At 71.9% G+C, this 23521-nt stretch carries 20 protein-coding genes; 8 read left to right on the top strand and 12 right to left on the bottom strand.

The features are described 5' to 3' along the window. Positions 1–113 precede the first annotated feature (113 nt). Positions 114–1982, top strand: coding sequence for a hypothetical protein (locus ACFYP0_RS24840; RefSeq protein ID WP_386997778.1), 1869 nt, complete (start codon positions 114–116; stop codon positions 1980–1982). On the opposite strand, the gene ACFYP0_RS24835 is transcribed toward ACFYP0_RS24840, so the two are convergent. Continuing rightward, the gene (locus ACFYP0_RS24835) at positions 1983–3779 is read right to left on the bottom strand and encodes a hypothetical protein (protein ID WP_356977050.1); all 1797 of its coding nucleotides are present in this window, start codon (positions 3777–3779) and stop codon (positions 1983–1985) included. It abuts the gene before it with no gap. After that, positions 3779–5650, bottom strand: a complete 1872-nt coding sequence (locus ACFYP0_RS24830) for a hypothetical protein (protein WP_356977103.1) — start codon at positions 5648–5650, stop codon at positions 3779–3781. Before ACFYP0_RS24830 ends, ACFYP0_RS24835 begins: the two co-directional genes overlap by 1 nt. 269 nt (positions 5651–5919) lie before the next feature. On the opposite strand from ACFYP0_RS24830, the gene ACFYP0_RS24825 reads away from it, so the two are divergent. Continuing rightward, positions 5920–7113, top strand: coding sequence for a hypothetical protein (locus ACFYP0_RS24825; RefSeq protein WP_386997727.1), 1194 nt, complete (start codon positions 5920–5922; stop codon positions 7111–7113). Positions 7114–7296: 183 nt separating this feature from the next. On the opposite strand, the gene dxs is transcribed toward ACFYP0_RS24825, so the two are convergent. The 3 genes from dxs to ACFYP0_RS24810 form a co-directional block, all read right to left on the bottom strand. Further along, positions 7297–9243: a 1-deoxy-D-xylulose-5-phosphate synthase gene (gene dxs / locus ACFYP0_RS24820; RefSeq protein WP_356977048.1), complete on the bottom strand. Its 1947-nt coding sequence runs from the start codon at positions 9241–9243 to the stop codon at positions 7297–7299. A 124-nt stretch (positions 9244–9367) separates the two neighbouring features. Then, positions 9368–10588, bottom strand: coding sequence for a class I SAM-dependent RNA methyltransferase (locus tag ACFYP0_RS24815; protein ID WP_386997776.1), 1221 nt, complete (start codon positions 10586–10588; stop codon positions 9368–9370). A gap of 70 nt (positions 10589–10658) precedes the next feature. Next, positions 10659–12740: an APC family permease gene (locus tag ACFYP0_RS24810; RefSeq protein WP_386997725.1), complete on the bottom strand. Its 2082-nt coding sequence runs from the start codon at positions 12738–12740 to the stop codon at positions 10659–10661. Between the two features lie 163 nt (positions 12741–12903). Between ACFYP0_RS24810 and ACFYP0_RS24805 the strand changes: the two genes are divergently transcribed. Together ACFYP0_RS24805 and ACFYP0_RS24800 are read left to right on the top strand one after the other, a co-directional pair. Further along, on the top strand, positions 12904–13569 hold the full coding sequence (locus tag ACFYP0_RS24805; protein ID WP_112586756.1) for a potassium channel family protein: 666 nt from the start codon (positions 12904–12906) through the stop codon (positions 13567–13569). 3 nt (positions 13570–13572) lie between these two features. Next, a complete protein-coding gene (locus ACFYP0_RS24800) occupies positions 13573–14262 on the top strand; it encodes a potassium channel family protein (protein WP_124860027.1) in 690 nt (229 codons plus the stop codon). A gap of 42 nt (positions 14263–14304) precedes the next feature. On the opposite strand, the gene ACFYP0_RS24795 is transcribed toward ACFYP0_RS24800, so the two are convergent. From ACFYP0_RS24795 to dut, 4 genes are all read right to left on the bottom strand, one after another. Beyond that, a complete protein-coding gene (locus ACFYP0_RS24795) occupies positions 14305–14988 on the bottom strand; it encodes a DUF3159 domain-containing protein (RefSeq protein ID WP_355499337.1) in 684 nt (227 codons plus the stop codon). A 25-nt stretch (positions 14989–15013) separates the two neighbouring features. Then, positions 15014–15394 carry an OB-fold nucleic acid binding domain-containing protein gene (locus ACFYP0_RS24790; protein ID WP_124860023.1) on the bottom strand — a complete coding sequence of 127 codons (381 nt, stop codon included), beginning with the start codon at positions 15392–15394 and terminating at the stop codon, positions 15014–15016. 114 nt (positions 15395–15508) lie between these two features. Beyond that, a complete protein-coding gene (locus ACFYP0_RS24785; RefSeq protein WP_357010599.1) occupies positions 15509–16177 on the bottom strand; it encodes a DUF3710 domain-containing protein in 669 nt (222 codons plus the stop codon). 25 nt (positions 16178–16202) lie between these two features. Continuing rightward, positions 16203–16739 (bottom strand): dUTP diphosphatase, encoded by a 537-nt coding sequence (gene dut / locus ACFYP0_RS24780; RefSeq protein WP_091400603.1) that lies wholly within the window; start codon positions 16737–16739, stop codon positions 16203–16205. Positions 16740–16823: 84 nt separating this feature from the next. Here dut and ACFYP0_RS24775 point away from each other — a divergent pair, with 84 nt between their 5' ends. Continuing rightward, positions 16824–17360 (top strand): DUF3093 domain-containing protein, encoded by a 537-nt coding sequence (locus ACFYP0_RS24775; RefSeq protein WP_386997721.1) that lies wholly within the window; start codon positions 16824–16826, stop codon positions 17358–17360. Between the two features lie 19 nt (positions 17361–17379). Here the strand turns inward: ACFYP0_RS24775 and ACFYP0_RS24770 are convergent, their stop codons facing one another. Continuing rightward, positions 17380–18258, bottom strand: a complete 879-nt coding sequence (locus ACFYP0_RS24770) for a hypothetical protein (RefSeq protein ID WP_386997719.1) — start codon at positions 18256–18258, stop codon at positions 17380–17382. A 119-nt stretch (positions 18259–18377) separates the two neighbouring features. Continuing rightward, entirely contained in the window at positions 18378–18674 is a 297-nt protein-coding gene (locus tag ACFYP0_RS24765; protein WP_007075406.1) for a DUF4193 domain-containing protein, read from the bottom strand. Positions 18675–19106: 432 nt separating this feature from the next. On the opposite strand from ACFYP0_RS24765, the gene ACFYP0_RS24760 reads away from it, so the two are divergent. Beyond that, a complete protein-coding gene (locus tag ACFYP0_RS24760; RefSeq protein WP_208741328.1) occupies positions 19107–19619 on the top strand; it encodes a LytR C-terminal domain-containing protein in 513 nt (170 codons plus the stop codon). Positions 19620–19785: 166 nt separating this feature from the next. Here ACFYP0_RS24760 and ACFYP0_RS24755 read toward each other — a convergent pair whose 3' ends face one another. Next, positions 19786–20604, bottom strand: a complete 819-nt coding sequence (locus tag ACFYP0_RS24755) for an inositol monophosphatase family protein (protein ID WP_355577012.1) — start codon at positions 20602–20604, stop codon at positions 19786–19788. A 668-nt stretch (positions 20605–21272) separates the two neighbouring features. Between ACFYP0_RS24755 and ACFYP0_RS24750 the strand changes: the two genes are divergently transcribed. Together ACFYP0_RS24750 and ACFYP0_RS24745 are read left to right on the top strand one after the other, a co-directional pair. After that, entirely contained in the window at positions 21273–22883 is a 1611-nt protein-coding gene (locus ACFYP0_RS24750; RefSeq protein ID WP_124860011.1) for an RNA polymerase sigma factor, read from the top strand. A 245-nt stretch (positions 22884–23128) separates the two neighbouring features. Further along, positions 23129–23362 (top strand): DUF7455 domain-containing protein, encoded by a 234-nt coding sequence (locus tag ACFYP0_RS24745; RefSeq protein WP_030337431.1) that lies wholly within the window; start codon positions 23129–23131, stop codon positions 23360–23362. Positions 23363–23521 lie beyond the last annotated feature (159 nt).

The raw sequence follows: 23521 nt of genomic DNA, 5'->3' as shown, positions 1-23521 counted from the left end.
GGCCGACGAGTCACCGTCCGGCAAACCGACCGTCAGCGCACCGGCCCGGCAAAAGTGACGGAACCCCGCCTGTACGATGGCGCGTCGTGGCTGTGCCGGTGGTAGACCCTTCGCTGAATCCCGTGACCGACGCCGACCCGGCCGAGGCCGAGTCGACACGGCGGCCTCGACGCCGTCCGGCCCGAGCCGATCTGTTGGCCCTCGGAGCCTATGTGCTGCTGGGCGTCTTCGTCTGCCTCAACTACTGGGGTGACGTCAACGGCCGGGTCTCCTCGCACCTGCCCACCGATCACAGTTGGTTCGAGTGGCTGTTCGCGCACGGCGAGTACTCGGTACGGCACCTGGAGAACCCGCTGTTCACGGCCCGTCAGAACGCCCCGGACGGGGTGAACATGATGGCCAACACCTCGCTGCTCGGGGTGACCCTGCCGCTGGCCCCGCTGACCATGCTGCTCGGCCCCCAGGTGATGTACTCGCTCTACCTGGGCGCGGCGCTGGCTGCCACCGCCGGCACCGGTTACTGGATGCTCTCCCGCCACCTGGTGCGCTCCCGAGCGGCGGCGTTCGTGGGCGGCGCGTTCCTCGGCTTCGCGCCGGGAATCATCCACCACGCCAACGGCCAACCGAACTTCGTCTCCAACTTCCTGCTCCCGCTGATCGTGGTGCGGGTGCTGACCCTGGGTGAGCCGGGCCGGTGGCGCCGCAACGGTCTCGTGCTCGGTGCGCTGGTGGCGTACCAGATCTTCATCAACGAGGAGATGCTGCTGCTCACCGCGCTGGCCTGCCTGGTCATCGTGCTGGCGTACGCCGTGCAGCGGCCGCGGGCCACCCGGGCCGCCGCCGGCACGTTCCTGGCCGGGCTCGGGGTCGCCGGCGGACTGGCCCTGGTGCTCACCGCGTACCCGATCTGGTTCCAGTTCAACGGGCCGCAGTCCTACCGGGGCCTGCAGGGCGGCGTGTTCCACAACTGGGGCGAGGACCTGGTCGCCTTCGTCACCTTCGCCCGGGACACCTGGGCCGGTGACCCGGCAGTGGAGAAGACGATCGGTCTGACCGAGCAGAACACCTGGTTCGGTTGGCCGCTGGTGCTGCTCTCGGTGGTGGCTCTGGTGCTGCTCGTACGCCGCTCGCTGGCCGCCCGGATCGCCGCGGTGCTCATCGTGGTGTTCAGCGTGGCCGCGATCGGGCCGTGGGTGCGCTTCAACGGTGTGGAGACCGGTGTGCGCGGCCCGTGGTCGTACGTGTCGGACGATCTGCCGCTGGTCGAGATGATGATGCCGACCCGGTTGACGCTGGTGGTCGCCGCCGCGGTGGGCGTACTGCTCGCGTTGACCTGGGACGCCGCGCACCGCCAGGGGCGCCCGGTGGCCGACCGGCCGCGGGTGCCGGCCCAGCGCGCCGCCGAAGGGGCCCCGGCTGTTTCCCCCGAGCCCGCCGAGCCGGTCGCGTCGCGCCGTCGGTGGCTGCGCCCGGTGGGGTACGCGGCGGTCGCCCTCGCCGTGCTGCCGCTCTTCCCCCGCCCGCTGCCCGCCCAGCAGATCGACCCACCGCCGCACTTCATCACGGCGGGCGGTTGGCGGCCGTACGTGCCGGCGGGTCGAACCCTGGTGCCGGTGCCGATCCCGAGCAACGTGCACGGTCTGCCGACGCTGCGGTGGAGTGCGCTGACCGGGCAGGAGTTTCCCGTTCCGGGCGGCTACTTCATCGGCCCGAACGAGCTGGGTGAGGGGGTCTTCGGTGCGCCGAACCGACCGACCAGCTCCCTCATCTACTCCACCATGGACACCGGCACCGTTCCGGAGCTGACCGACGAAAACCGCCGCCAGGCCGTCGAGGACCTGCGGTTCTGGCGGGCGTCGGTGGTGGTGCTCGGGGCGCACCCCCGCGAGGCGGTGCTCCGTGAGCTGGTCACCGCCCTGCTGGGGTCGCCGCAGCGGGTCGACGACGTCTGGGTGTGGGACGTACGCGCCCTGGTGGGTTAGTTAGCCGACCCGGTCCCGGACGTCCCACAACCATCCGCCGTCGACCGGTCGGCCCGGGCCGAGCAGGTCGTCGACGGTTCGGCGGACCGGGTCACCGTGCTCCAGGTGCCCGAGTACGACCACCGCGGCACGCCAGTGCCGCAGGTCCTCGACGGCCTGGCGGCGGTCGGCGTCGCCGAGCACCGGCACCACGCCGGTCTCGGCCACCTGCCCCAACAGCACCGACGTGGGCCGGTCCGGCGCACCCCAGCGGGCCGCCGGGTCGTCCTGGCCGCTGGGGCCGATGAAGTAACCGCCCGGCGCGGCGAACGCCAGACCGGTACGGGCGGACCAGAGCATCACCGGGCTGCGCCCGGCACCGGTGACCGGGGGCACCGCGACCACCGTCCGACCGGGCGGCACCAGCGGACGCCAGCCACCGGCGGCGAGAAACGCCGGCACCGGCGCGACCGGCACCACGCGGATCGGCGTCGGAATCAGGGGCAGCAACGCGGCGGCGACCGCGCCGGCCCACAGCAGCCGCACCGGTAGGCCCGACGCCACGTTCGGCCCACGCGCGGCCCGGACCCGGTCCAGGGACAGGGCCACCAACACACCCAGCACCGGTACGCAGACCAGCGCGAACCGGGCCGGCACCGCGAGATCGAGCAACGGCAGCCCGCCGACCAGCCGGTACGGCCCCGGAATGCCGGTGGCCTCACCGTCCACCCGCAGCTCGCCGCCGAGCGAGAGCAGGGCGAAGACCACGCCGCAGGCGGCCAGTGCCGGGACCAGCGGTCGTCGCCACTGCCAGATCACGATCACCACAGCGAGCACCAGCAGGCCCGGGCCGAAGAACGAGTTCTCCTCGGTCGGATTCGGCGAGAGCAACCCCGGCAGCCAGTCGTCACCCAGCACGGTCTGCCGGGCCGACGCGGTGAACGAAGCGACGTCCAGTTGGAAACCCTGCGTGGCGAACGCCATCCCGGAGTAGTGCTGCGGGCCGTGGAACTGGAACCACAGCGGGTACGCCAACGGCACCGCCGCCACGCCGGCCGCCACCGCGAGTCGACCGAAGAGCGCCGGCGCCAGCCGCCGTGCGGCCGCCCGGTCGGCGAGCGCGTAACCCAATGCGAAGACGCCGGCCGCGAGCACAAGGAAGACCAGCACCTCCTCGCCGATGAAAACCTGCCAGACGAGCAGCAGTCCCAGGCCGACGCCGGGCCGCCACACGCCGTGTCGCCTCGTCTCCGAGGCCGGCCGGAACACCAGGGCGAGGATCGCTGGCACCAGGAACTGGGCGGCGATGTGCAGGTGGGCGCCGGCCTGAGCGATCATGCCCGGGGCGAAGCCACAGATCAGTCCACCCACCGCGGCCGGGGCCCGGGTGCCGACCAGCCGGCGGCGCAGCAGCACGTACCAGGCGACAGCGGTCCCGGCGAGGCAGCAGACGACCGCCACGCAGAACGCCACCTGCGAGCCGAAGAGCACTGTGACCGGGGTGAGCGGGACACCCAGGCCGAGCACCGAGGTGTTCGCCATCAGGTTGACCCCGTCGGGCGCGTTCAACCCGGTGCTGAAGAGCGGGTTCTCCCCCTCGACCACGGCATGCGCCGCGTGGGCCAGCATCCACTCGAAGAGAATCTGGTCACCCGCCTGGTGGAACAGCCGCCACGGGTGACCCCACTGCCCGCTGGTCACCAGCACGGCGAGGCCCAGATAGCCGGCCACCACCAGCGCGTCCCGCAGCCAGGCCGAGCGGTCCGCGCCGACCGTCGCCGGGGGCGAGATGTTCGGGGACGTCGTCCCGGTGGTCATCAGACCGAACGGTCGGTGAGCGTCCGGACGTCCCAGACCCAGACATCCAACTCCTGGCGGCCCGGGCCGACCAGCTCCTCGACCGTACGTCGCAGCGGCTCGGCGTTCTGCTGCCGCACCGGCAACACCAGGATCGCCGCCCGCCAGTGCCGCAGCTCGTCGGCGAAGCGCCGACGCTGCCGGTCGTCCAGCTTGGGCGTTCGGCCGGTGGTCGCCACCTCCTCCAGCATCTGCCCCACCCCACTGGGACGACCGCCGAACCGGCCCGCGTCACCGGTGTTGCCGTTGCGGGGCGCGAGGAAGTAACCGCCGGGGATCTTGAAGTCGAGGTTGGTGGCCGCCGCCCAGCGCATGCCGTGCGTGTTGCCCATGCTGGGCACCGGGATCGGCACCAGCGTCTGGTCCGGCCCGACGTACGCCCGCCACCGGTCCGCCGTGATGAAGTCCGGCACCGGCGGCCGGGAGACCATCCGCAGCGGCATCGGTGCGATCGGCAGCAGCGCGAAGGCCAGGCCCGCTGCGGTCAGCACCCGGACGGTACGGCGGTCGGCCGGGCGTAGCGCCCAGGCCCGCTCGACGGCGAGCGCCAGCAGCAGACCGATCACCACGCTGGTGATGAGCCCGAACCGGGTCGGCACCACCGCGTCCAGCAGCGGCAGGTGGACCAACCACTGCCACGGCCCGGTGATCAGCTCGCGGTCCCACCAGGAGACCCGCTCGCCGAGGGAGAGCACGGCGAAGAACACGCCGGTCACCGCGAGCGCCCTAACGATCAACTCCCGGCGCAGCCAGACCACGATGCCGATGGCCAGCATCGACAGGCTCCAGCCGAAGAAGGCGTTCTCCTCGGAGTAGTTCGGCGCCAGGTTGATGTTGGCTCGCTGGTTGCCGCCGAGGGTGGGCGAGCCGGGGGCGAAGAAGGCGGCGATGTCGTTGCCGTAGTCCTTCACCGCGTCGCTGAGCCCGTGGTAGGCCATCGGCCCGGCGAACTGCACGTAGAGCGGGTACGCCAGCAGCGCCCCGGCCAGCACCGCGCAGGTCACCACGCCGACGCCCAGGGGTCGCCACGCCGCCCGCCAACGGGCCGGCTCCTGGGCCAGCACCGCCAGCAGGAAGACGCCGCAGGCCAGCGCCGTGAAGAGCAGGATCTCCTCGTTGATGAACGCCTGAGCGGTGACCAGCAGGGCGAGCAGGGCCCCGTCCCGAACCGGTTTTGCGGAGCGGGTGAGCACCAGCACCCGCCACACGATGAACGGCAGCAGGAACTGGCTGATGATGTTCGGGTGCCAACTGGCGTGCGAGAGCATCGCGGGCGAGAACCCGCAGAACCAGCCACCGACCGCCGCCGCGAGCGGGGTACGCACCAGGTGGCGGGAGAGCATCAGGTACCAGGCCATGGCGGTGCCGGCGAGACCGAGCGTGACCAGCACCACGAAGGAGACCGCCGGCCCGAAGAGCAGCGTCACCGGGACCATCGGGATGCCCAGCGCCAACACGGCCGTGTTGGCCATCAGGTTGACGCCGTCGGGGTAGTTGAACTGCTCGGTGAAGAACGGGTATTCGCCGTGCAGCACCACGCGTACCGAATGGGCGAGGAAGAACTGCACCTGCGCCGGGTCACCGGTGTAGAGCGAGGCCACCCGACCGGACGGGTCCAGCCAGATCCGGCTGGTCACCCAGAGTGCGGCGAGCAGGAACAACCCGCCCACCGCCAGGTGCTGCCGACGCCGAGTCCACCGACGCCACCGCGCCCGCGTCGGCACCGCGCTCTCGGCCGGCGCTCCGGGCTCGGCCAGCGTTTCGGGCTCGGCCGGCGCTGTGGGCTCGGCCGGCGCTACGGGGCTGGCCGGCGCCGTGGTGGGGGCAGCCAACGCGGGCGGGCCGGCGAAGAGGCCGGCCGGTGTGCGGTAGTTCACCAGCTCGGCGGAGTCGGCTGCCGCCTCCGGGTGCGGCGCGGGCAGGGCGCGGGACTCGGCAGGCGTCACAGTCGGCGGAGTCTACCGGAGCAACCAAAACGCCCTGAACCGCCGGTGGTGTCCATTGTGGTGGTTCGGTTGCCGGCCAACTGAGGCGCCGCATCGGACATCTCGTACTATGGCGCTTTCCGACAGCGACGGCGAGGCGATCGGGGGCGGGCCAGGTGACTCCAGGCCGTCGGTACGGCAGGGCGCTTCCCGTCCTGCTGAGCGCGCTGCTGGCCGGCACGGCCTGCGGTCCGGTAGCCGAACGGAAGCCGCAGGACCTCCGGGTCGGGTACGACAGCCTGGATGGCACCCTCGCCGTCTGGCCGCCCCGCGGCGACCTCGCCGGGGACGCCACCGCGACGGCAGCGGTCACCGCGGCGGTCCGGGGCTGGCGGTCGCCGGCCGACGACCGCGCGCACCTGCCCTCGTCAGGCATCCTCTTCTCCGGTCGGGTCGACGGCGCCCCGGTGGCGCTGGTGGCCGCCGACGTGCCCGGCGAAAGCGCGTCCTGGCTGCTGCAACTGACTCGCGAGGGCGACCGGTACGCGGTGACCCGCGCCACCGAGTACACCGATCCGGGTTACCTCGTCTACTCCGACGTGCTGCCGGTGCAGACGGCCGGTGGCCGGCGTTACCTGGTCTCGGCCCGGGTGCAGCGTCTCCTCGGGCCACAGGACCGGACGTTGACCATCGCGGATGGTCTCAGCGCACCGGTCGACGTACCGTCCTGCACGGCAGTCGGCGTGACCGCGACCCTGCGAACCACGGAGTCGCTCCCCCGTGGGCGGGCCGCCGACCGGCTGCTCGACCTCGGCACCGGCACCGTCGACCCGCGCTACCCGTTGGTCCGCGACGAGTCCGGCACGGGCCGGCGGGCGCTCACCGGCCTGGACACCTGCGTGCTGTCCGGCGATCGGGGCCCCTTCGGCAGCATCCCGCGCCGGATCGGGGACCGGGACGCCCCACGCTCGGTGCCGACGTCCTGGCCGATGGCGAAGCTCACCGTGCGCTCGCTCGGCGAAGTGGCCCTCGGCGGCGGCGAGCCGGCCGAGTTGCAGCAGCTCAGCTGGGACACCGACGCCGGCGCGATGACGGCGGTGATCTATCGACCGGCCGACGGGAGCGCGCCCGTCGTCTCACCCGCCGACCGGGCCACCCCGTTGCAGGCGTACCAGCTGCCGGTGCCCGGTCAGCCGCTGGTGGTGCTGAGCTGGCGGGCCACCCGGGACAGTTCCCTGTCCGTTCCGCCGGGCACTCCCCTGCTGGTCGAGCGCCCCGGCCTGGTGGTCATCCCCACCCCGTCCCGCTCCCAGACCTACAGCCTCGCCAACACCGACAAAACCCACTACCGCTCAATCTCCCCCCGCTAGCCCCACCCCCACCCCGCGCGATCTTGCACTTTCTGTGCCGACAAATCGGCACTCAAGGCGCATCACGGCAACCGGAAGTGCAAGATCGGCGAAGGCCGGGCGGAGGCAGGGCCGGGAGGTCGTGGCTGGGGTGGATATGCGACGGCGGGCGTCCCTCGGGACGCCCGCCGTCTTTCGTTCTCGTCAGTTCTGTGCGGCCGCGTCGCTGGGGGTGAGGCGGTCCGGGGTGGCGTCCAGGCCGGAGATCCAACCGGTGACGTTGCGGGCCACGTCCTGAGCGGTCAGACCCAGGTCGGCGAGGATCTGCGCGCGGGTGCCGTGCGGGTGCCAGTCGGCCGGCACACCCAGGTCCTTGAGCGGCACCCGGACGTCGGCGTCGCGCATCGCCTGGGCGAGCGCGTCGCCCACCCCGCCGACCCGGACGCCGTCCTCGACGCTGACCACGAGCCGGTGGCGGGCGGCCAGGTCGACCAGCTCCGCCGGGACGGGACGCACCCAGCGGGGATCGACGACGGTGACCCCGTAGCCCTGCTCGGCGACCCGGGCGGCCACCTCCATGCCCAACTGGCCGAAGGAGCCGACGGCGACGAGCAGCACGTCCGTACGGGCGGACTCCGCCAGCACGTCGACCGGGCCGACCCGGCGCAGCGCCGGTAGGTCCGCGGCGACCGCACCGGTCGGGAACCGCACCACGGTCGGGCCGTTGTCGACGGCCATCGCCTCGCGCAGCTCCTCACGCAGGGTGGCGGCGTCGCGGGGAGCGGCGATCCGCAGCCCCGGCACCACCCCGAAGACCGACATGTCCCAGATGCCGTAGTGGCTGGGCCCGTCCGGGCCGGTGATGCCCGCCCGGTCCAGCACGAAGGTCACCGGCAGCTTGTGCATCGCCACGTCCAGCAGGACCTGGTCGAAGGCGCGGTTGAGGAAGGTGGCGTAGACCGCCACCACCGGGTGCAGACCACCGAGCGCCAACCCGGCCGCCGAGGTGGCCGCGTGCTGCTCGGCGATGCCCACGTCGTACACCCGCTCGGGGTACTTGCGGGCGAGCTTGGCGATGCCGGTCGGCTCGGCCATGGCGGCGGTGATGCCCACCACGTCCGGGCGCTCGTCGGCGATGGCCAGCAGCTCGTCGGCGAAGACGTGCGTCCACTTCACCGACGGGGCGGCCAGCAGCGCGCCGGTCTCCACGTCGAAGGCGCTGCCGGGGCCGTGCAGGCAGTCCGCCTCGTCCTCCTCGGCGGGACGGTAGCCGTAGCCCTTGCGGGTGACCGCGTGCACGATGACCGGGCCGCCGAAGTTCTTGGCCGCGCGCAGCGCCGCCTCGACCGCCGTCACGTCGTGCCCGTCCACCGGGCCCACGTACTTGATGCCCAGGTCCTCGAACATGGCCTGCGGGGCGACCGCGTCCTTGATGCCCTTCTTGACCGCGTGCAGCACCTCGTACATCGGCTTGCCGACCAGCGGCGTGGAGCCGAGGGCGTCCTTGACGGTGTCGAGGACCTTCTCGTAGCCCGGGTTGAGCCGCAGCGAGGAGAGGTGGTCGGCCAGCCCGCCGATGGTCGGCGAGTAGGACCGGCCGTTGTCGTTGACCACGATCACGAGCGAGTTGCCGGCGGTGGCGATGTTGTTCAGCGCCTCCCAGCACATGCCGCCGGTCAGCGCGCCGTCACCGACCACGGCCACGACGCTGCGCGCCTCGCCCCGCAGGGCGTACGCCTTGGCGAGGCCGTCGGCGTAGGAGAGCGCGGTGGAAGCGTGCGAGTTCTCGATGAGGTCGTGCTCGCTCTCCGCCTGGCTGGGGTAGCCGGAGAGGCCACCGCGCTGGCGGAGCTTGTCGAAGCCGGCCTGACGCCCGGTAAGGATCTTGTGTACGTACGCCTGGTGGCCGGTGTCGAACAGAAGCCGGTCCCGGGGTGAGTCGAAGACGCGATGCATGGCGAGCGTCAGCTCGACCACACCGAGGTTGGGCCCGACGTGCCCGCCGGTACGGGAGACCTTGGTGATCAGGAAGTCCCGGATCTCGGCGGCGAGGACGTCCAGTTCCTCGCCAGACATCCGCTTGACGTCCTGCGGACCGCGAACCGTCCCCAGCAGCCGGCCGTGGTTGGCCGTGTCCTCTTCAACACTCATGAACGGAGAGTCTATCGGCCCCCCGGTACTCCGCAGCCCGGCCCGAGCCCCACGCACCCGGGCCGGGCGGGGTGTGGGCAGCTGAGCCCCCGGTCAGGCGCTGCCACAGCCGACGCGGGGTGTTCTACCGCGCGTCCGGCGGAAGCAGCAGCCCGACCTGCTCGACGTGCTGCGTCATCGGGAAGAGATCGAATCCGCGCAGCGCCGCCAGCCGCCAACCGAGGTCGGCGAAGGTACGCACGTCCCGGGCGAACGCCGCCGGGTCACAGGCCACGTACGCGACCGCCCGCGGGCCGGCGGCGGCCAGCGCGCGGACCACCGGGGCGCCGGCCCCGGAGCGCGGCGGGTCGAGCACCACCACGTCGACCGGGCCGGTGATTCGTCGGCGGGCCAGCGCGGTCTCCACCCGGGCCGACACCACCTCGACGCTGGGCAGGTCGGCGAGGTTCTCCCGGGCGGCGGCGACACCCTGCGCCGCCGCTTCGACCAGGGTCACCCGGCCGGTCGCGCCGACCCGTGCGGCCAGCCCGGCGGCGAACAACCCAGCGCCGCCGTAGAGGTCCCAGGCGACCTCGCCCGGCTGCGGGTCCAGCAACTCCAACACGGCCGTGGAGAGGGCGTCTGCGGCGGCCGGGTGTACCTGCCAGAACGCGGACGCGGGCAGCGTCCAGTCCCGTCCGGCGGCGACCTCGCGGACCTCGGTCGGGCCGCTGACCGGGGCGGGCACCCCATCGCGGATCTCCGTGACGGTGACGTCTCCGCCGGTGCTGGCGACGGTCTCCACCGCCTCGGCGGCCGGCCAGCGCGCACCGGCGGGGGTGAGCACCGGCAGCTGCTGGATGGCCGGGTGGGCGATCCGGCAGCGGTCGATCGGCACCACCTCGTGCGAGCGGTGCTTGAGCAGGCCGGCCCGGTCGGCGGCGTCGACCGCGTAACGGACTCGGGAGCGCCAGCCGAGCAGCCCACCGGGCAACGCCTCGACCCGGACGCCGAGCCGGTCCAGCTCGACGTCGGTCAGCCCACCGAGGCGCACCAACTGCTCGCGGACCACTGCGGTCTTCCAGGCAAGCTGCGCGGCCGGTGCGACGTGCTGGAGGTCGCAGCCCCCGCAGGCACCCGGCTTCGCGTACGGGCAGGGCGGCTCGACCCGGTCCGGTGAGGGCTCCAGCACGGTCACCGCGTCGGCCCGGACGAACCCCCGGTGCACCTCGGTGACCTCGGCGATGACCCGTTCACCGGGCAGCGCGTGCCGGACGAAGACCACCTGCCCGTCCACCCGGGCGACACAGTGCCCGCCGGGGGCGACGGCGTCGACGGTCAGCTCGACCCGGTCGGTCTCGGCCAGCCCCCGCTCGAACGCCGATGAGGCCGACGCCGACGGCGTCCTGGGTGTCGCGGTCCGCGGACCGCCCGGCTCAGTCACGACTGTTCCCCATCGTTGCGCTGTTCTCGGGCCCGCCCTCGCCGGGCGGCGCGGCCACCGGCGGCGTGGCGACCAGTGGTGGCACGGCGCTGCGGGGCCCCCGCGCCGGTGTCCGGGACAGCGTGGCGTCCAGCCGGTCCAGGTTCTTGCTCGCTGTCGACGCGAGCTGCCACGGCACGCTGACCACCATCACACCCGGTTCGAAGAGCAGCCGGCCCTTGAGGCGCAGGGCGCTCTGGTTGTGCAGCAGGTTCTCCCACCAACGGCCGACCACGTACTCCGGGATGAACACGGTGACCACGTCCCGGGGCGACTTGCGGCGGGTGGAGGCGACGAAGTCCAGGATCGGGCGGGTGATCTCCCGGTACGGCGAGTCGATCACGGTGAGCGGGATCGCCATCTCCCGTCGCTCCCAGTCGGCCTGCAGGTCCCGGGTGTCCTTCTCGTCCACGTTGACGGTCACCGCGGTGAGCGTGTCCGGCCGGGTGGCGCGGGCGTAGGCGATGGCCCGCAGCGTCGGCTGGTGCACCTTGCTGACCAGCACGATCGCGTGGTTGCGGGCGGGCAGCACGGCCCGGCCCTCGTCCGGTGGGGTCAGCTCGACGGCGATCCGGTCGTAGTGCCGGCGGATCGCCAGCATCAGCACGTAGATCACCGCCATCGCCGCGATCGCGATCCACGCGCCGAGTAGGAACTTGGTGATCAGGACGATCACCAGCACCGCACCGGTCAGGCCCGCGCCGAACGTGTTGATCGCCCGGGAGCGGTGCATCCGGCGACGTGCCTCCGGGTCCCGCTCGGTGCGTAGGTGCCGGTTCCAGTGCCGGATCATGCCGACCTGGGAGACGGTGAACGAGACGAAGACGCCGACGATGTAGAGCTGGATCAGCTTCGTCACCTCGGCCTGGAAGCCCACGATCAGCACGATCGCGAAGAGGGCCAGGAAGGTGATGCCGTTGGAGAAGGCCAGCCGGTCGCCCCGGGTGTGGAACTGGCGGGGCAGGTAGCGGTCCTGGGCGAGGATCGAGCCGAGCACCGGGAAGCCGTTGAACGCGGTGTTCGCCGCGAGGAACAGGATCAGGGCGGTCACCCCGGCCAGCACGTAGAGCAGGATCGACCCGGAACCGAAGACCGTCTCGCCGAGTTGGGTGGTGACCGTCTTCTGCACGTACCCCTCGGGGCCGGAGACGATCTGGAGGTTCGGATCCTCGACGAACTGGAGGTGGGTGAGCCGGGCCAGCCAGATGATCCCGACCAGCATGCTCACCGAGATGGTGCCGAGCAGCAGCAGGGTGGTGGCGGCGTTGCGGCTCTTCGGCGCCTTGAACGCCGGCACCCCGTTGGAGATCGCCTCCACGCCGGTGAGCGCGGCGGCGCCCGAGCTGAACGTCCGCAGCAGCAGGAAGACCAGCGCGAAACCGGTCACGCTGTGCTCGGCCTGGATCACCAGGTCGGCGCTCGGTGCGCGAAGCTCGTCGCCCAGCACGAAGACCCGGAACAGCCCGGTGAGCAGCATCCCGAGCATCACGATCACGAAGCCGTAGGTGGGGATGGCGAACGCCGTGCCCGACTCGCGCAGCCCGCGCAGGTTGACCGCGGTGAGCAGGACCACCGCGCTCACCGCGATGAGGACCTTGTGGGTGGCCACGAACGGCACCACCGAGCCGAGGTTGGCCACTCCGGAGGAGACCGACACCGCCACCGTGAGCACGTAGTCGACCAGCAACGCGCTGGCCACCCCGACGCCGAACTTCGGCCCCAGGTTGACTGTGGCCACCTCGTAGTCGCCGCCGCCGGAGGGGTAGGCGTGCACGTTCTGCCGGTAGCTCGCCACCACGGTGAGCATGACCACGACCACGGCCAGCGCGATCCACGGCGAGAAGAAGTACGCGGACGCACCGGCGATGGAGAGGGTCAGCAGGATCTCGTCGGGCGCGTACGCGACGCTGGACAGCGCGTCGGACGCGAACACGGGCAGCGCGATGCGCTTCGGCAGGAGGGTGTGCTGGAGCCGGTCGGACCGGAACGGTCGACCGAGGAGAAGCCGCTTCAGCAGCGAGGTGGGACTGGCCACGAACGCCAAGAGTACGACCACCACGGCGGGGGCGCGGGGGTGGGCGATCACCGCTGCTCGCGACGGCGGGGTACGGTCGGTCCCCGCTCGCGACCGGGACGTGGCAGGCTCGCACTCGAAGGCCACCGGCAGCGGAAGTGGTACGCACCTTGGGAGGGACAGCGTGCACGTCGTGATCATGGGATGTGGTCGGGTCGGGTCGACCCTCGCCCACAGCCTGGAGTCCCGAGGGCACTCGGTGGCGGTGATCGACCAGGACGCCGACGCCTTCCGCCGGCTCGGCCCCGACTTCGCCGGGATCACGGTGACCGGGGCCGGTTTCGACGGCGAGGTGCTCCGCCAGGCCGGCATCGAGCGCGCGGATGCCTTCGCGGCGGTGTCGAGCGGCGACAACTCCAACATCATCTCGGCCCGGTTGGCCCGCGAGACGTTCGGCGTGTCCCGGGTCGCCGCCCGCATCTACGACCAGCGCCGGGCGCAGGTCTACGAGCGGCTGGGCATCCCCACCGTGGCGACAGTGCGGTGGACGGCGGACCGGATGCTGCGACACCTGGTGCCGGAGGGCAACGTGGAGATCTTCCGCGACCCGACGAGCACGGTGTCGATCGTCGAGGTGCCCGTACACAAGGACTGGATCGGCCGACCGGTGCGGACGCTGGAGGACGCGACCGGGGCACGGGTGGCCTACCTGATCCGCTTCGGCATCGGCACGCTGCCCACCGGCTCCACCGTCATGCAGGAGGGCGACCAGGTTTTCATGCTGGTCAGCGATGACATCGTGGCGACGGTCACGTCGGTGGCGGCGACGCCGCCGGAAGGAGGGCACTGAGCCATGCGGGTCGCCATCGCGGGCGCGGGCAACGTGGGCCGCTCGATCGCCCAGGAGCTGATCGACAACGGCCACCAGGTGATGCTGATCGAGCGCCAACCCAAGATGCTGCGCCCGGACCGGGTGCCGGCCGCCGAGTGGGTGCTGGCCGACGCGTGCGAGCTGAGCAGCCTGGAGGAGGCCGACGTCGCCGGCTGCGACGTGGTGGTCGCGGCGACCGGCGACGACAAGACCAACCTGGTGCTGTCGCTGCTGGCCAAGACCGAGTTCGCGGTGCCCCGGGTGGTCGCCCGGGTCAACCGGGCCGAGAACGAGTGGTTGTTCACCGAGCAGTGGGGCGTGGACGTCGCGGTGAGCAAGCCGCGGGTGATGGCCGCGCTCGTCGAGGAGGCGGTCACCGTCGGCGACCTGGTCCGGCTGATGACCTTCCGGCAGGGCGAGGCGAACCTCGTCGAGATCACGCTGCCGCCGACCGCCCCCTACGTCGGCCAGCCGATCCACGCCGTGCCGCTGCCCCGCGACTCCGCCCTGGTGGCGATCCTGCGCGGCAAGCGGGTCCTGGTGCCCAGCCCGGACGACCCGATCGAGGCCGGCGACGAGCTGATCTTCGTCTGCACCGCCGAGGTGGAGGACGAGGTCCGCGCGGTGATCCTCGGGCCGGACAGCGTCGAACGGACCCGCAGCTCACGCTGACCCCGACGGGCGCGCTGCGCGATCCGGGTGGCCCGGCCTCGCTCAGGCGCTGGGCAGCGGGGCCGGCGGCGACTCCCGGGTGACCCGGCGCACCGTCCAGACCGTGATCAGCAACAGCAGCGCGTACGGCGGGTAGCCCAGCGCCAGCCGGGCCACACCCAGGGCGGTGTCCTGGTGGGCCAGGTAGAGCCCGGCCTGCACGCCCACCTTGGCCAGCCAGACCACGCCCCAGAGCACGGTCAGTTGGGTGAAGGTGCGCACCAGCTTCGGGTCGGACCGCCACTCCGAACGGCCCTTGGCCACCAACACCGACCAGATCCAGCCGACGAGGGGCTGCCGGATCACGGCCGAGATCAGCAGGGCGACGCCGTAGCCGATGCCGTAGAGGATGCCGGGAAGGTAGAAGTCACGCTCGTCGCCGGTGCGCCACGCGATGGCCGCGCCGACGCCGACACCGAAGAGCCCGTTGACGGCGTGCCGGATCGGCCGACGCTGAGCCAGCCGCAGCCCGGCGATCAGCACGGCGACCGCGATCGACGCGATCACCGCCGGCCGCAGCTCGCCGATGATGTTGGCGACGACGAACACCACGACCGGGATGCTCGACTCGACCAGCCCACGCCAGCCGCCGAGCTGGTCGGCCATCTGCTCGGCGATCGTCGGCAGCGGCTCCTCGCCCTGAGGGTCGGTATCCGGCTGTGCCGCCCGGTCCTGTCCCGTCGTCATCGCCGGCCTTCCGTCCGCAGTGCCGTCACTTGGGCAAGTCCAGCTCGTAGTAGGGGTTGTAGATGACCTTGCGGTCGTCGCGCACGGCCACCCGCCCACGGGCGGTCAGGTGCCGGCCCGGCTCGATCCCGGCGATGTGCCGGCGCCCCAGCCAGACCAGGGTCACCACGTCACTGCCGTCGTACAGGTCGGCCTCAAGGGTCGGCAGATTGGTGCGCGGCGTGTAGACCACCGTGCGCAGCCGACCGGCGACCGAGACCAGCTGACCCCGGGAGCACTGCTGGGCGGGGATTCCGCCGCACTCGGCGCTCTCCCGACGCAGCTCCTGCGCGTCGATCTCGGCCTCGCTGGCGGTGAACCTCTGCAGGATGCGCCGCAGCGACACCCGGCCCTCGTCGGTCATCATGACCTCCGCGTCACCCTCTCCACGCTCGCCGTCCCCGGCCGGACCCGGCGGCGCCGGAACCGTGCCGCCAGCGTACGCCGACGGGGCTGGTTCCGGCGGGCCGGTGCGCGCGGGTCAGACCTGCCGCGGCGCGGCGGCGGCGTCGCCCGCCTCGGCCTCGGCCTCGGCCTGCTCGGCGACCTCCCGGGGCAGCCGCAGCGGCAGCGGCTCGCGGACCGGCTTCGCCTCCTGCCCACGGTCGACCACCAGGCCGTCCAGGCACTCGACGAGCGGCCCGGCCATGGCCGGGTCGACGGCCACCGGACCCTGGAACACGCCCCGGACCATCCAGCGCGGCCCGTCGATTCCGACGAACCGCAGGTTCGTCGGGCCGTCCGGGGTATTCACCTGGGCGTGCAGCTCCGGGCCGTACTCGCCGGCGACCTCCTGCGCGCTCGCGCCGTCGCGGAGCAGCGACTGCCGGATCTCCTCGCGCACCTCGTCCCAGATCCCCTCGGACCGGGGGGCGGCGAAGACGCCCAACTGGAGCGCGTTGTCACCGTGCACCAGCACCACCTGCTGGACCACACCCTGCGGGTCGGCCTGCACCCGCACCTCGACGTCGGCGATCGCCGGGATGTGCAGGCTGCCCAGGTCGAGTCGCTGCACGTCGTCGTAGCTCTCGGAGATGTCGTACGGGCCGCGCTCCAGCGTCGGCGTCGCATCGCCCTGGTCCGGGACCTGGGTGGCCCGCTCGTCACGGGTCTGCCGCTCCGCATCGGCCCGCTTTCGGGAGAAGATCACTGCGCCTGCCCTCCGCTGTTCACACTCACCCTGCCACCTCTTCCGTCTGCCCGCGGCCCGGCTCGCTCGGCCGCCGCTCGACCCGGTCCTGGCCCGTCGGCGACGGCACCAGCCCGGCGTGCCCACCGGTGGACCCGTGCCCACCGGTCCCGCGCCGGGACGCGGGCAGCTCGACCACCGGCTCGAACCGCGCCCGCGCGACCTGCTGGACCACGAGCTGCGCGATCCGATCGCCGCGGGAGATCTTCGCCGGCACATCCCGATCATGATTGATCAGGTTGACCAGGATCTCACCCCGGTAGCCGGCGTCGACCGTACCGGGCGCGTTGAGCACCGTCACGCCGAGCCTGGCCGCCAGACCGGAGCGGGGATGGACCAGGCCCACGTACCCCTCCGGCAGCGCGATGGCCACGCCGGTGGGCACCAGGGCACGGCCGCCGGGTGGCAGCTCCACGTCCGCGGCCGCCACCAGGTCGGCCCCGGCATCGCCGGGATGGGCGTACGTGGGCAACGGCAGCTCCGGGTCGAGCAGCTGCACGGGCACGGGTACGACGTCGGTCACGGGTCCCCTCTTCCGTCCGGTTCGCGGGGTGACCCTGCCATCCTGCCGGTTCGTCGACCTGCCGTGCGCCGTACCCTCGCAGGAGTGAGCATGTCGCCCTCCCCGTCCGCCGATCAGCCTCCGGTCGCCGCCCGCTCGGCATACACCGAGCGGCTGAATCTGCCCTGGTGGCTGTGGCTGGCCGGGCTGGTGGCCGCCGCGTTGCTGGCCGTCGAGATCTGGATGGGCGCCTCCGGCGTCCGCGCCTGGCTGCCGTTCGCCGTGCTGGTGCCGCTCACCGCAGTCGGGCTGTGGTGGCTGGGCCGGATCCGGGTCGGGGTGGCCGACGCCGAGCTGCGGGTGGACGACGCCCGCCTGCCGGTCCGTTTCGTGGCCGACGTGGTGCCACTGGACGTGGCCGGCCGACGTGAGGTTCTCGGCGTCGGCGCGGACCCGCTCGCCTTCGTGGTGCAGCGACCCTGGATCGGCGGCGCCGTGCAGGTGGTCCTCGACGATCCAGCGGATCCGACCCCGTTCTGGGTGGTGAGCACCCGCCACCCGGTCGAGCTGGCCGAGGCGGTGCTGACCGCCCGGGACGCCCTGGCGGCTACCCATCCGACGGCGGGCGAGCCGCCGGGCTGACCCGACGCCGAAGGGCCGCTCAGGTGCCGGTCGGTGGGCCCGGTAGGGCCGCCGGTGGCGCGGGCCGGGCGATGCCCCGCCGGCGCAGGTCCACTTGGAGTTGGTCGGCCATCTGCTGGGTGGCCCGGCGGTTGAGGAAGCTGGCCACCGCCGCTCCGGTCAGGAACGGCCCGAGCGTGGTGAGGTTGCGACCGAAGCGCCGCAGCAGCATGTCCCGCAACTCTTTGCGTGCGGCGGTGCCGAGCACCGCTCCCACTCCCACGCCGGGCACCATCGGGTTGACGCCGCGTTGAGTGGCCCAGGAGTGCACCAGCGCGACCGCCCGTTGGCTGCCGACGGCCGGTAGTGCCACGCCGTGGATCTCGTGCAGCTCGCCGACGAGTTTCAGCTCCACCGCCACCACGGCCACGGTCTCGGCGGCGAGCAGCACCGGCGCGGAGAGCAGGGTCGGGGCCACCGTCCACTCGACAGCGGCGACGCCCCCACCGGCCGCGCCGACCGCCGCGGTGGTCCTCGACGCGTTGCGGATGAGCCGGTCGGCCAGGGCGGCGTCGTCCAGGCCGGGGAAGTGCTGGCGCAGCGTGTCCAGGTCCCGTACCGGCACGTGTGGGGCGATCTCGGTGACGGTGTCGACCATCCACCGCACGGCGGCGCGCGGCTTGAACAGGTCGGAGATTCCCCGGGCACGGGCCTGCCCGACCATCCGGGTCAGGAGTTGACGGCGTCGGGCCGGCGCGATGTCGTCCGCGGTCAACGCCGCGACGGTGGCACCGAAGTCGTCCGTGGCGCCGGTGGCACCGAGGTCGTCCGTGCCACGGGCGGCACCGAGGTCATCCGTGCCACGGGTGGCGCCGAGGCCGTCCGTGCCGCCGTCGGTGGTGCCGCCTCGATCGCTCATCGGACCTCCCGGTGCTGTGGCTACCCGCTACGAGTCAAGCAGGTACCCACCGCTGCCGCATGCCTACACCGGCAGCGGCGACCTCGTTCAGGAGGCCGCCGCCGGTGTTGTTGTGGCTGTCAGACGCACTCGCGGCAGATCAACTCGCCGTTACGCTCGACCGCCAGCTGGCTACGGTGGTGGACCAGGAAGCAGCGGGCGCACCGGAACTCGTCCTGCTGCATCGGAAGCACCTTGACCGTGAGCTCCTCGTCGGCCAGATCGGCACCGGGCAGCTCGAAGCTCTCGGCCACCTCGGCCTCGTCGACGTCCACCGCGCCCGACTGTGAGTCGACGCGCCGTGCCTTGAGCTCTTCCAGGCTGTCCTCGCCGAGGTCGACCTCGTCGCGACGCGGGGCGTCGTAGTCGGTGGCCATCGGTTTCACTCTCCCATATCGATGTTGTCGCTTCCGGTTGTAACGCCGGACGACGCTGTTTCGGTTCCGTTGGCCGGCCACCACTTGTGTCGGGCACCCGACCCGAGGACCGAACGGGTCGAGCTCGCCGGGGCGACTCCCCTGCGAGCGCGGAACCTTACCCCCCCTTGGGCGAGGCATGTATACCGCCCTTGCGGCTGAGATGTACGCCCCCGCACGCGAAGTTGTTCCCAATGTGATTCAGGCGACACGAAGATAGGGGTAGTAGTACCCGGTTCGCGGTCGGCGCGCCGGCATGTCGGGCTGTTTCCACGCGACGGCCGGACAACCGTTAACCTCAGCGGCGTATTCGACGGCCGGCGGCCTGAGCGATCGTTCCCGGCCGCCACCACCCACTGAGGTCCGGGGAGTGCCCTGATGAGTTTTGCGCGCGTGCGAGCACTCGTCGTCGTCGGCCTGCTGGCGATCATCGCCCTGGTCTTCGTCGTCGTGGCCGTGGTCCGCGACAGCCAGGGCAACGTGGGCACCGCGGCGGGTTGCCCCGAGGGCTGGCCGTTGGCGGATCTGACCCTGCGCGAGCGCAAAGACGTCAAGATCAACGTGTTCAATGCCACGGATCAGCCCGGCCTCGCCCACACCGTCGCCGACGAGTTCAGCAACCGACAGTTCCAGGTCAAGAAGACCGGGAACGAGAAGAAGGTCAACAGCGTCGCGTTGCTGCGGTACGGCCCGAAGGGCGTCGGGTCCGCACACCTGCTCCAGGCGTACTTCCTCAACAACGCCACCCCGGGCTACGACCCGAAGCGCACCGACGACACCGTGGACGTGGTGCTGGGCAACAACTTCCAGCAGCTCGCCACCACGACCGAGGTCAACCAGTCGCTCGGCGACTCGGGTCCGCCCGAGGCTCCCAAGGGCTCCTGCCCGTCCCCACCCGCCAAGTGACGGCGTAACCGGCCCACCGCAGCACCAGGTCGGCGACCGGCACCGACCTGGCCCGCCGACCAGAGGCAGCCGCTCAAGGGCCGGAACCGGCCGCTCAGAGGCTCGAACCACCCGCCCAGAAGGCCGGAGCCGGCCGCTCAGAGGGCCGGCCGGCCTGGTCCGCCGGTCAGGGACCGCCGGCGGCGTCCAGCGCGGCCAGCCGGTCGTGCAGCGGCGCGAAGAGCGCGGGCGGGGCCGCGACCACCAGATCCGGCCCTGGCGGCCGACCGGCCAGGCCGGCGACCCGAACCCCCGCCTCGGCGGCCACCAGCCCGCCAGCCGCCAGATCCCAGGCCGCAAGACCCTTCTCGAAGTACGCGTCGAGCCGCCCCTCGGCGACCAGGCAGAGGTCCAGCGCCGCGGCGCCGAGCCGGCGGATGTCCCGTACGTGTGCGATCAGCCCGGCCACCACCTGCGCCTGGTGCGCCCGACGGCCGGCGTCGTAGCCGAAGCCCGTGCCGACCAGCGCCTGCCCCAGATCGACCTCGCCGGAGCAACGCAGCCGGACACCGTCGCGCCAGGCTCCACCGCCGGCTGTGGCGGTCCATTGCTCGCCGGTGCTCACGTTGCGCACCACGCCGGCAACCACCACCCCGTCCACCTCGGCGGCCAGCGAGACCGCGGAGTGCGGCAGCCCGTACAGGTAGTTCACCGTGCCGTCGATCGGGTCGACGATCCAGCGCACACCGCTGCGCGTCGCGCCGGAAGCTCCCTCGCCGTACTCCTCGCCCAGCACCGAGTCGTCCGGGCGCAGCGCGGCCAACGCGTCGAGGATCTGCCGCTCCACCGCCCGGTCGGCGGCGGTGACCACGTCGGTGACAGTGCTCTTGGTGGCGGCGACGACGACCCCCTCGGCGCGCATCCGGTACGCGGTGTCCGCCGCGTCCCGAGCCACCTCCACAGCGATGGTCAACAGCTCCGACGGTGTCGTGGCCGAGTTGGTCATGATTCGCCTCTTTCCGCACTCCGGGTGCATGGGGGTGGGTGAAACTTCCGACCCCGGCTTCCGAAGATCATCGTTCCCGACGCCGCACGACGGCACCAGACCAGGATCTTCTGGCGCCTGGAATCCGCTACGAGGTGAGCGCACCCGCACGCCCTCGCAGCTTGAGCGGCCGACCTCCGCCAATATGCCCCTTTCGGTTGGTAATGTCGGTTAAGTGCTTACCGCCCCGTCCATGCTCGGCTCACAACCGTTGCCCAACCGCGACCTGGTGGGGACGCCACCGGCCGGACCGACAGCGACCTCGGTGATCCACACCCGCACCCTCGCAACCGCGAGGTTGACCTCGTACTGCCTGCTCAAACGGCAGTTTGGACACGATCTGCGCGCCACCGGGCTCGACGACGGAAGCCCTTCGCCGGCCGCGTGGCTATCATTACCGCGAAGCCCATATCTCCACCCCACCGACGGTCCCCACCGGCGGTACGCGGTGCGGAGCAGGATGATCGCCGCAGACGGCGTTACAATTCACCCCTGCCCACGCGGCACGGACCGCCGAAGACCGGCCGGACCGTGACGCGAGGGTCCCTCAACCACATCGCCCGGCACGGTAACCCTCGCTGCGCTGGACGAACCCGCCGTGCCCGCTCTTCGCCTCCGGAAGGTCATTCGTGACAGAACCCCGCCAGCCCGGCGCCGACGTTCGCTCGCTCACCGACACCCTGATCGCCCACGCGCAGAGCGCCGGTAATCAGCTCACGTCGGCTCAGCTCGCGCGCACCGTCGAGTCCGCCGAGGTGACTCCGGCCCAGGCCAAGAAGATCCTGCGGGCGCTCTCCGAGGCGGGAGTGACCGTCGTGGTGGACGGCTCGGCGAGCACCCGGCGCCGCGTCGCCGCGGCCCGCTCGACCACGCCAGCGTCCCGGGCGACCACCGCCAAGACCACCAAGAAGGCCGCCGCGCCGGCACCGAAGCAGGCGCCCGCCGGCGACGACGCCCCGGCGACGTCGGCCCCGCGCAAGGTGGCCGCCCGCAAGGCGACCGGCACCGCCGCCGAGGCCGCCACGGCGACGCCAGCGAAGGCGACCAAGTCGACCCGAGCCACCAAGGCGACGGTGGCCGCGGCAGCCGGAGCCAAGCCGACCAAGGCTGGCGGCAAGGCCAAGGGCGAGGGCGCTGAGGGCGAGATCGACCCGGAGGAGCTGGCCGCCGCGATCGAGGACGTGGTGGTCGAGGAGCCGGCCGAGCTGGCCCAGGCCGCCGAGACCGACGCCGCCGCCTCCGCGACCGACAACGACTTCGAGTGGGACGACGAGGAGTCCGAGGCCCTCAAGCAGGCGCGACGCGACGCCGAGCTGACCGCCTCCGCCGACTCCGTCCGGGCGTACCTGAAGCAGATCGGCAAGGTTCCGCTGCTCAACGCCGAGCAGGAGGTGGAGCTGGCCAAGCGGATCGAGGCCGGGCTCTACGCCGCCGAGCGGCTGCGGGCTGCCGACGAGGGCGAGGAGAAGCTCGTCCGGGAGATGGTCCGTGACCTGGGCTGGATCTCCCGCGACGGCGAGCGGGCCAAGAACCACCTCCTGGAGGCGAACCTCCGACTGGTGGTGTCGCTGGCCAAGCGCTACACGGGCCGAGGCATGGCCTTCCTCGACCTGATCCAGGAGGGCAACCTCGGTCTGATCCGGGCCGTGGAGAAGTTCGACTACACCAAGGGCTACAAGTTCTCCACGTACGCCACCTGGTGGATCCGACAGGCCATCACCCGCGCCATGGCCGACCAGGCCCGCACCATCCGCATCCCCGTGCACATGGTCGAGGTCATCAACAAGCTCGGCCGCATACAGCGTGAGCTGCTCCAGGACCTGGGCCGCGAGCCCACTCCGGAGGAGCTGGCCAAGGAGATGGACATCACACCCGAGAAGGTGCTGGAGATCCAGCAGTACGCCCGGGAGCCCATCTCACTGGACCAGACCATCGGCGACGAGGGCGACAGCCAACTCGGCGACTTCATCGAGGACTCCGAGGCCGTGGTCGCGGTCGACGCGGTCTCGTTCTCGCTCCTGCAGGACCAGCTCCAGCAGGTGCTGCAGACGCTCTCCGAGCGTGAGGCGGGTGTGGTACGCCTGCGCTTCGGCCTGACCGACGGCCAACCGCGGACGCTCGACGAGATCGGCCAGGTCTACGGGGTGACCCGGGAGCGGATCCGGCAGATCGAGTCCAAGACGATGTCCAAGCTGCGTCACCCGTCCCGGTCGCAGGTCCTCCGGGACTACCTGGACTGAGCGGGTTTCGTCAACCGAACGTGTCGTTTTGACCACCTGGTGTGCAACACCAGATGGTGATCGTCCGGATGCACGAATGTGATCGTTGACGTGGCACCCTGGGTGCACGGCACACTGTCCCTTCCAGGTGTGACCTCGGTCCCCCGCGGGCACACAGGGAAGGCAGTGCCTAGTAAGGGTGTTGCACGATAGGTGAGCAACGACCGAAGAGATTGTTCATCGGTGACGACCAGAGGAGGAAGGCGATGACCCCGACCCTCACGCCGCCGCCCGAGACGGTGGCGCCCCCAGCCGCCGATGAACGGTGCGACCGCTGCAATGCTGCCGGGAAGCTCCGGATCACTCTGGCGGGTGGGAGCGAGTTGGTGTTCTGCGGGCACCACGCGAACAAGTACGCGGAGGATCTCGTGAAGATCACCGAGCGGTTCGCAACGGAGCCCGATTTCAGCTGGCGTGGCGCCGATCTGATGGCGAACTAAATCCGCAAACCGACATAGCTGACCGGAGGCACCCCGAGGGTGCCTCCGGTCAGCTTTTTCTGTCCGTACGCCCAGCGCCCAGCGCCCAGCGCCCAGCGCCCAGCGCCCAGCGCCCAGCGCCCAGCGCCCAGCGCCCAGCGCCCAGCGCCCAGCGCCCAG

The organism is Micromonospora arida, assembly GCF_042873195.1.
Lineage (GTDB): Bacteria > Actinomycetota > Actinomycetes > Mycobacteriales > Micromonosporaceae > Micromonospora > Micromonospora arida.
Note: the sequence above shows the minus strand (reverse complement) of the source record. Positions and strands in the feature narration are given on the sequence as shown.

Coding starts and splice junctions, on each gene's coding strand:
- ACFYP0_RS24755 (WP_355577012.1), bottom strand. CDS start 20,604: ATGACCAACTCGGCCACGACACCGTCGGAGCTGTTGACCATCGCTGTG.
- ACFYP0_RS24795 (WP_355499337.1), bottom strand. CDS start 14,988: ATGACGACGGGACAGGACCGGGCGGCACAGCCGGATACCGACCCTCAG.
- ACFYP0_RS24745 (WP_030337431.1), top strand. CDS start 23,129: ATGACCCCGACCCTCACGCCGCCGCCCGAGACGGTGGCGCCCCCAGCC.
- ACFYP0_RS24770 (WP_386997719.1), bottom strand. CDS start 18,258: ATGAGCGATCGAGGCGGCACCACCGACGGCGGCACGGACGGCCTCGGC.
- dxs (WP_356977048.1), bottom strand. CDS start 9,243: ATGAGTGTTGAAGAGGACACGGCCAACCACGGCCGGCTGCTGGGGACG.
- ACFYP0_RS24790 (WP_124860023.1), bottom strand. CDS start 15,394: ATGATGACCGACGAGGGCCGGGTGTCGCTGCGGCGCATCCTGCAGAGG.
- ACFYP0_RS24835 (WP_356977050.1), bottom strand. CDS start 3,779: ATGACCACCGGGACGACGTCCCCGAACATCTCGCCCCCGGCGACGGTC.
- ACFYP0_RS24765 (WP_007075406.1), bottom strand. CDS start 18,674: ATGGCCACCGACTACGACGCCCCGCGTCGCGACGAGGTCGACCTCGGC.
- ACFYP0_RS24800 (WP_124860027.1), top strand. CDS start 13,573: ATGCGGGTCGCCATCGCGGGCGCGGGCAACGTGGGCCGCTCGATCGCC.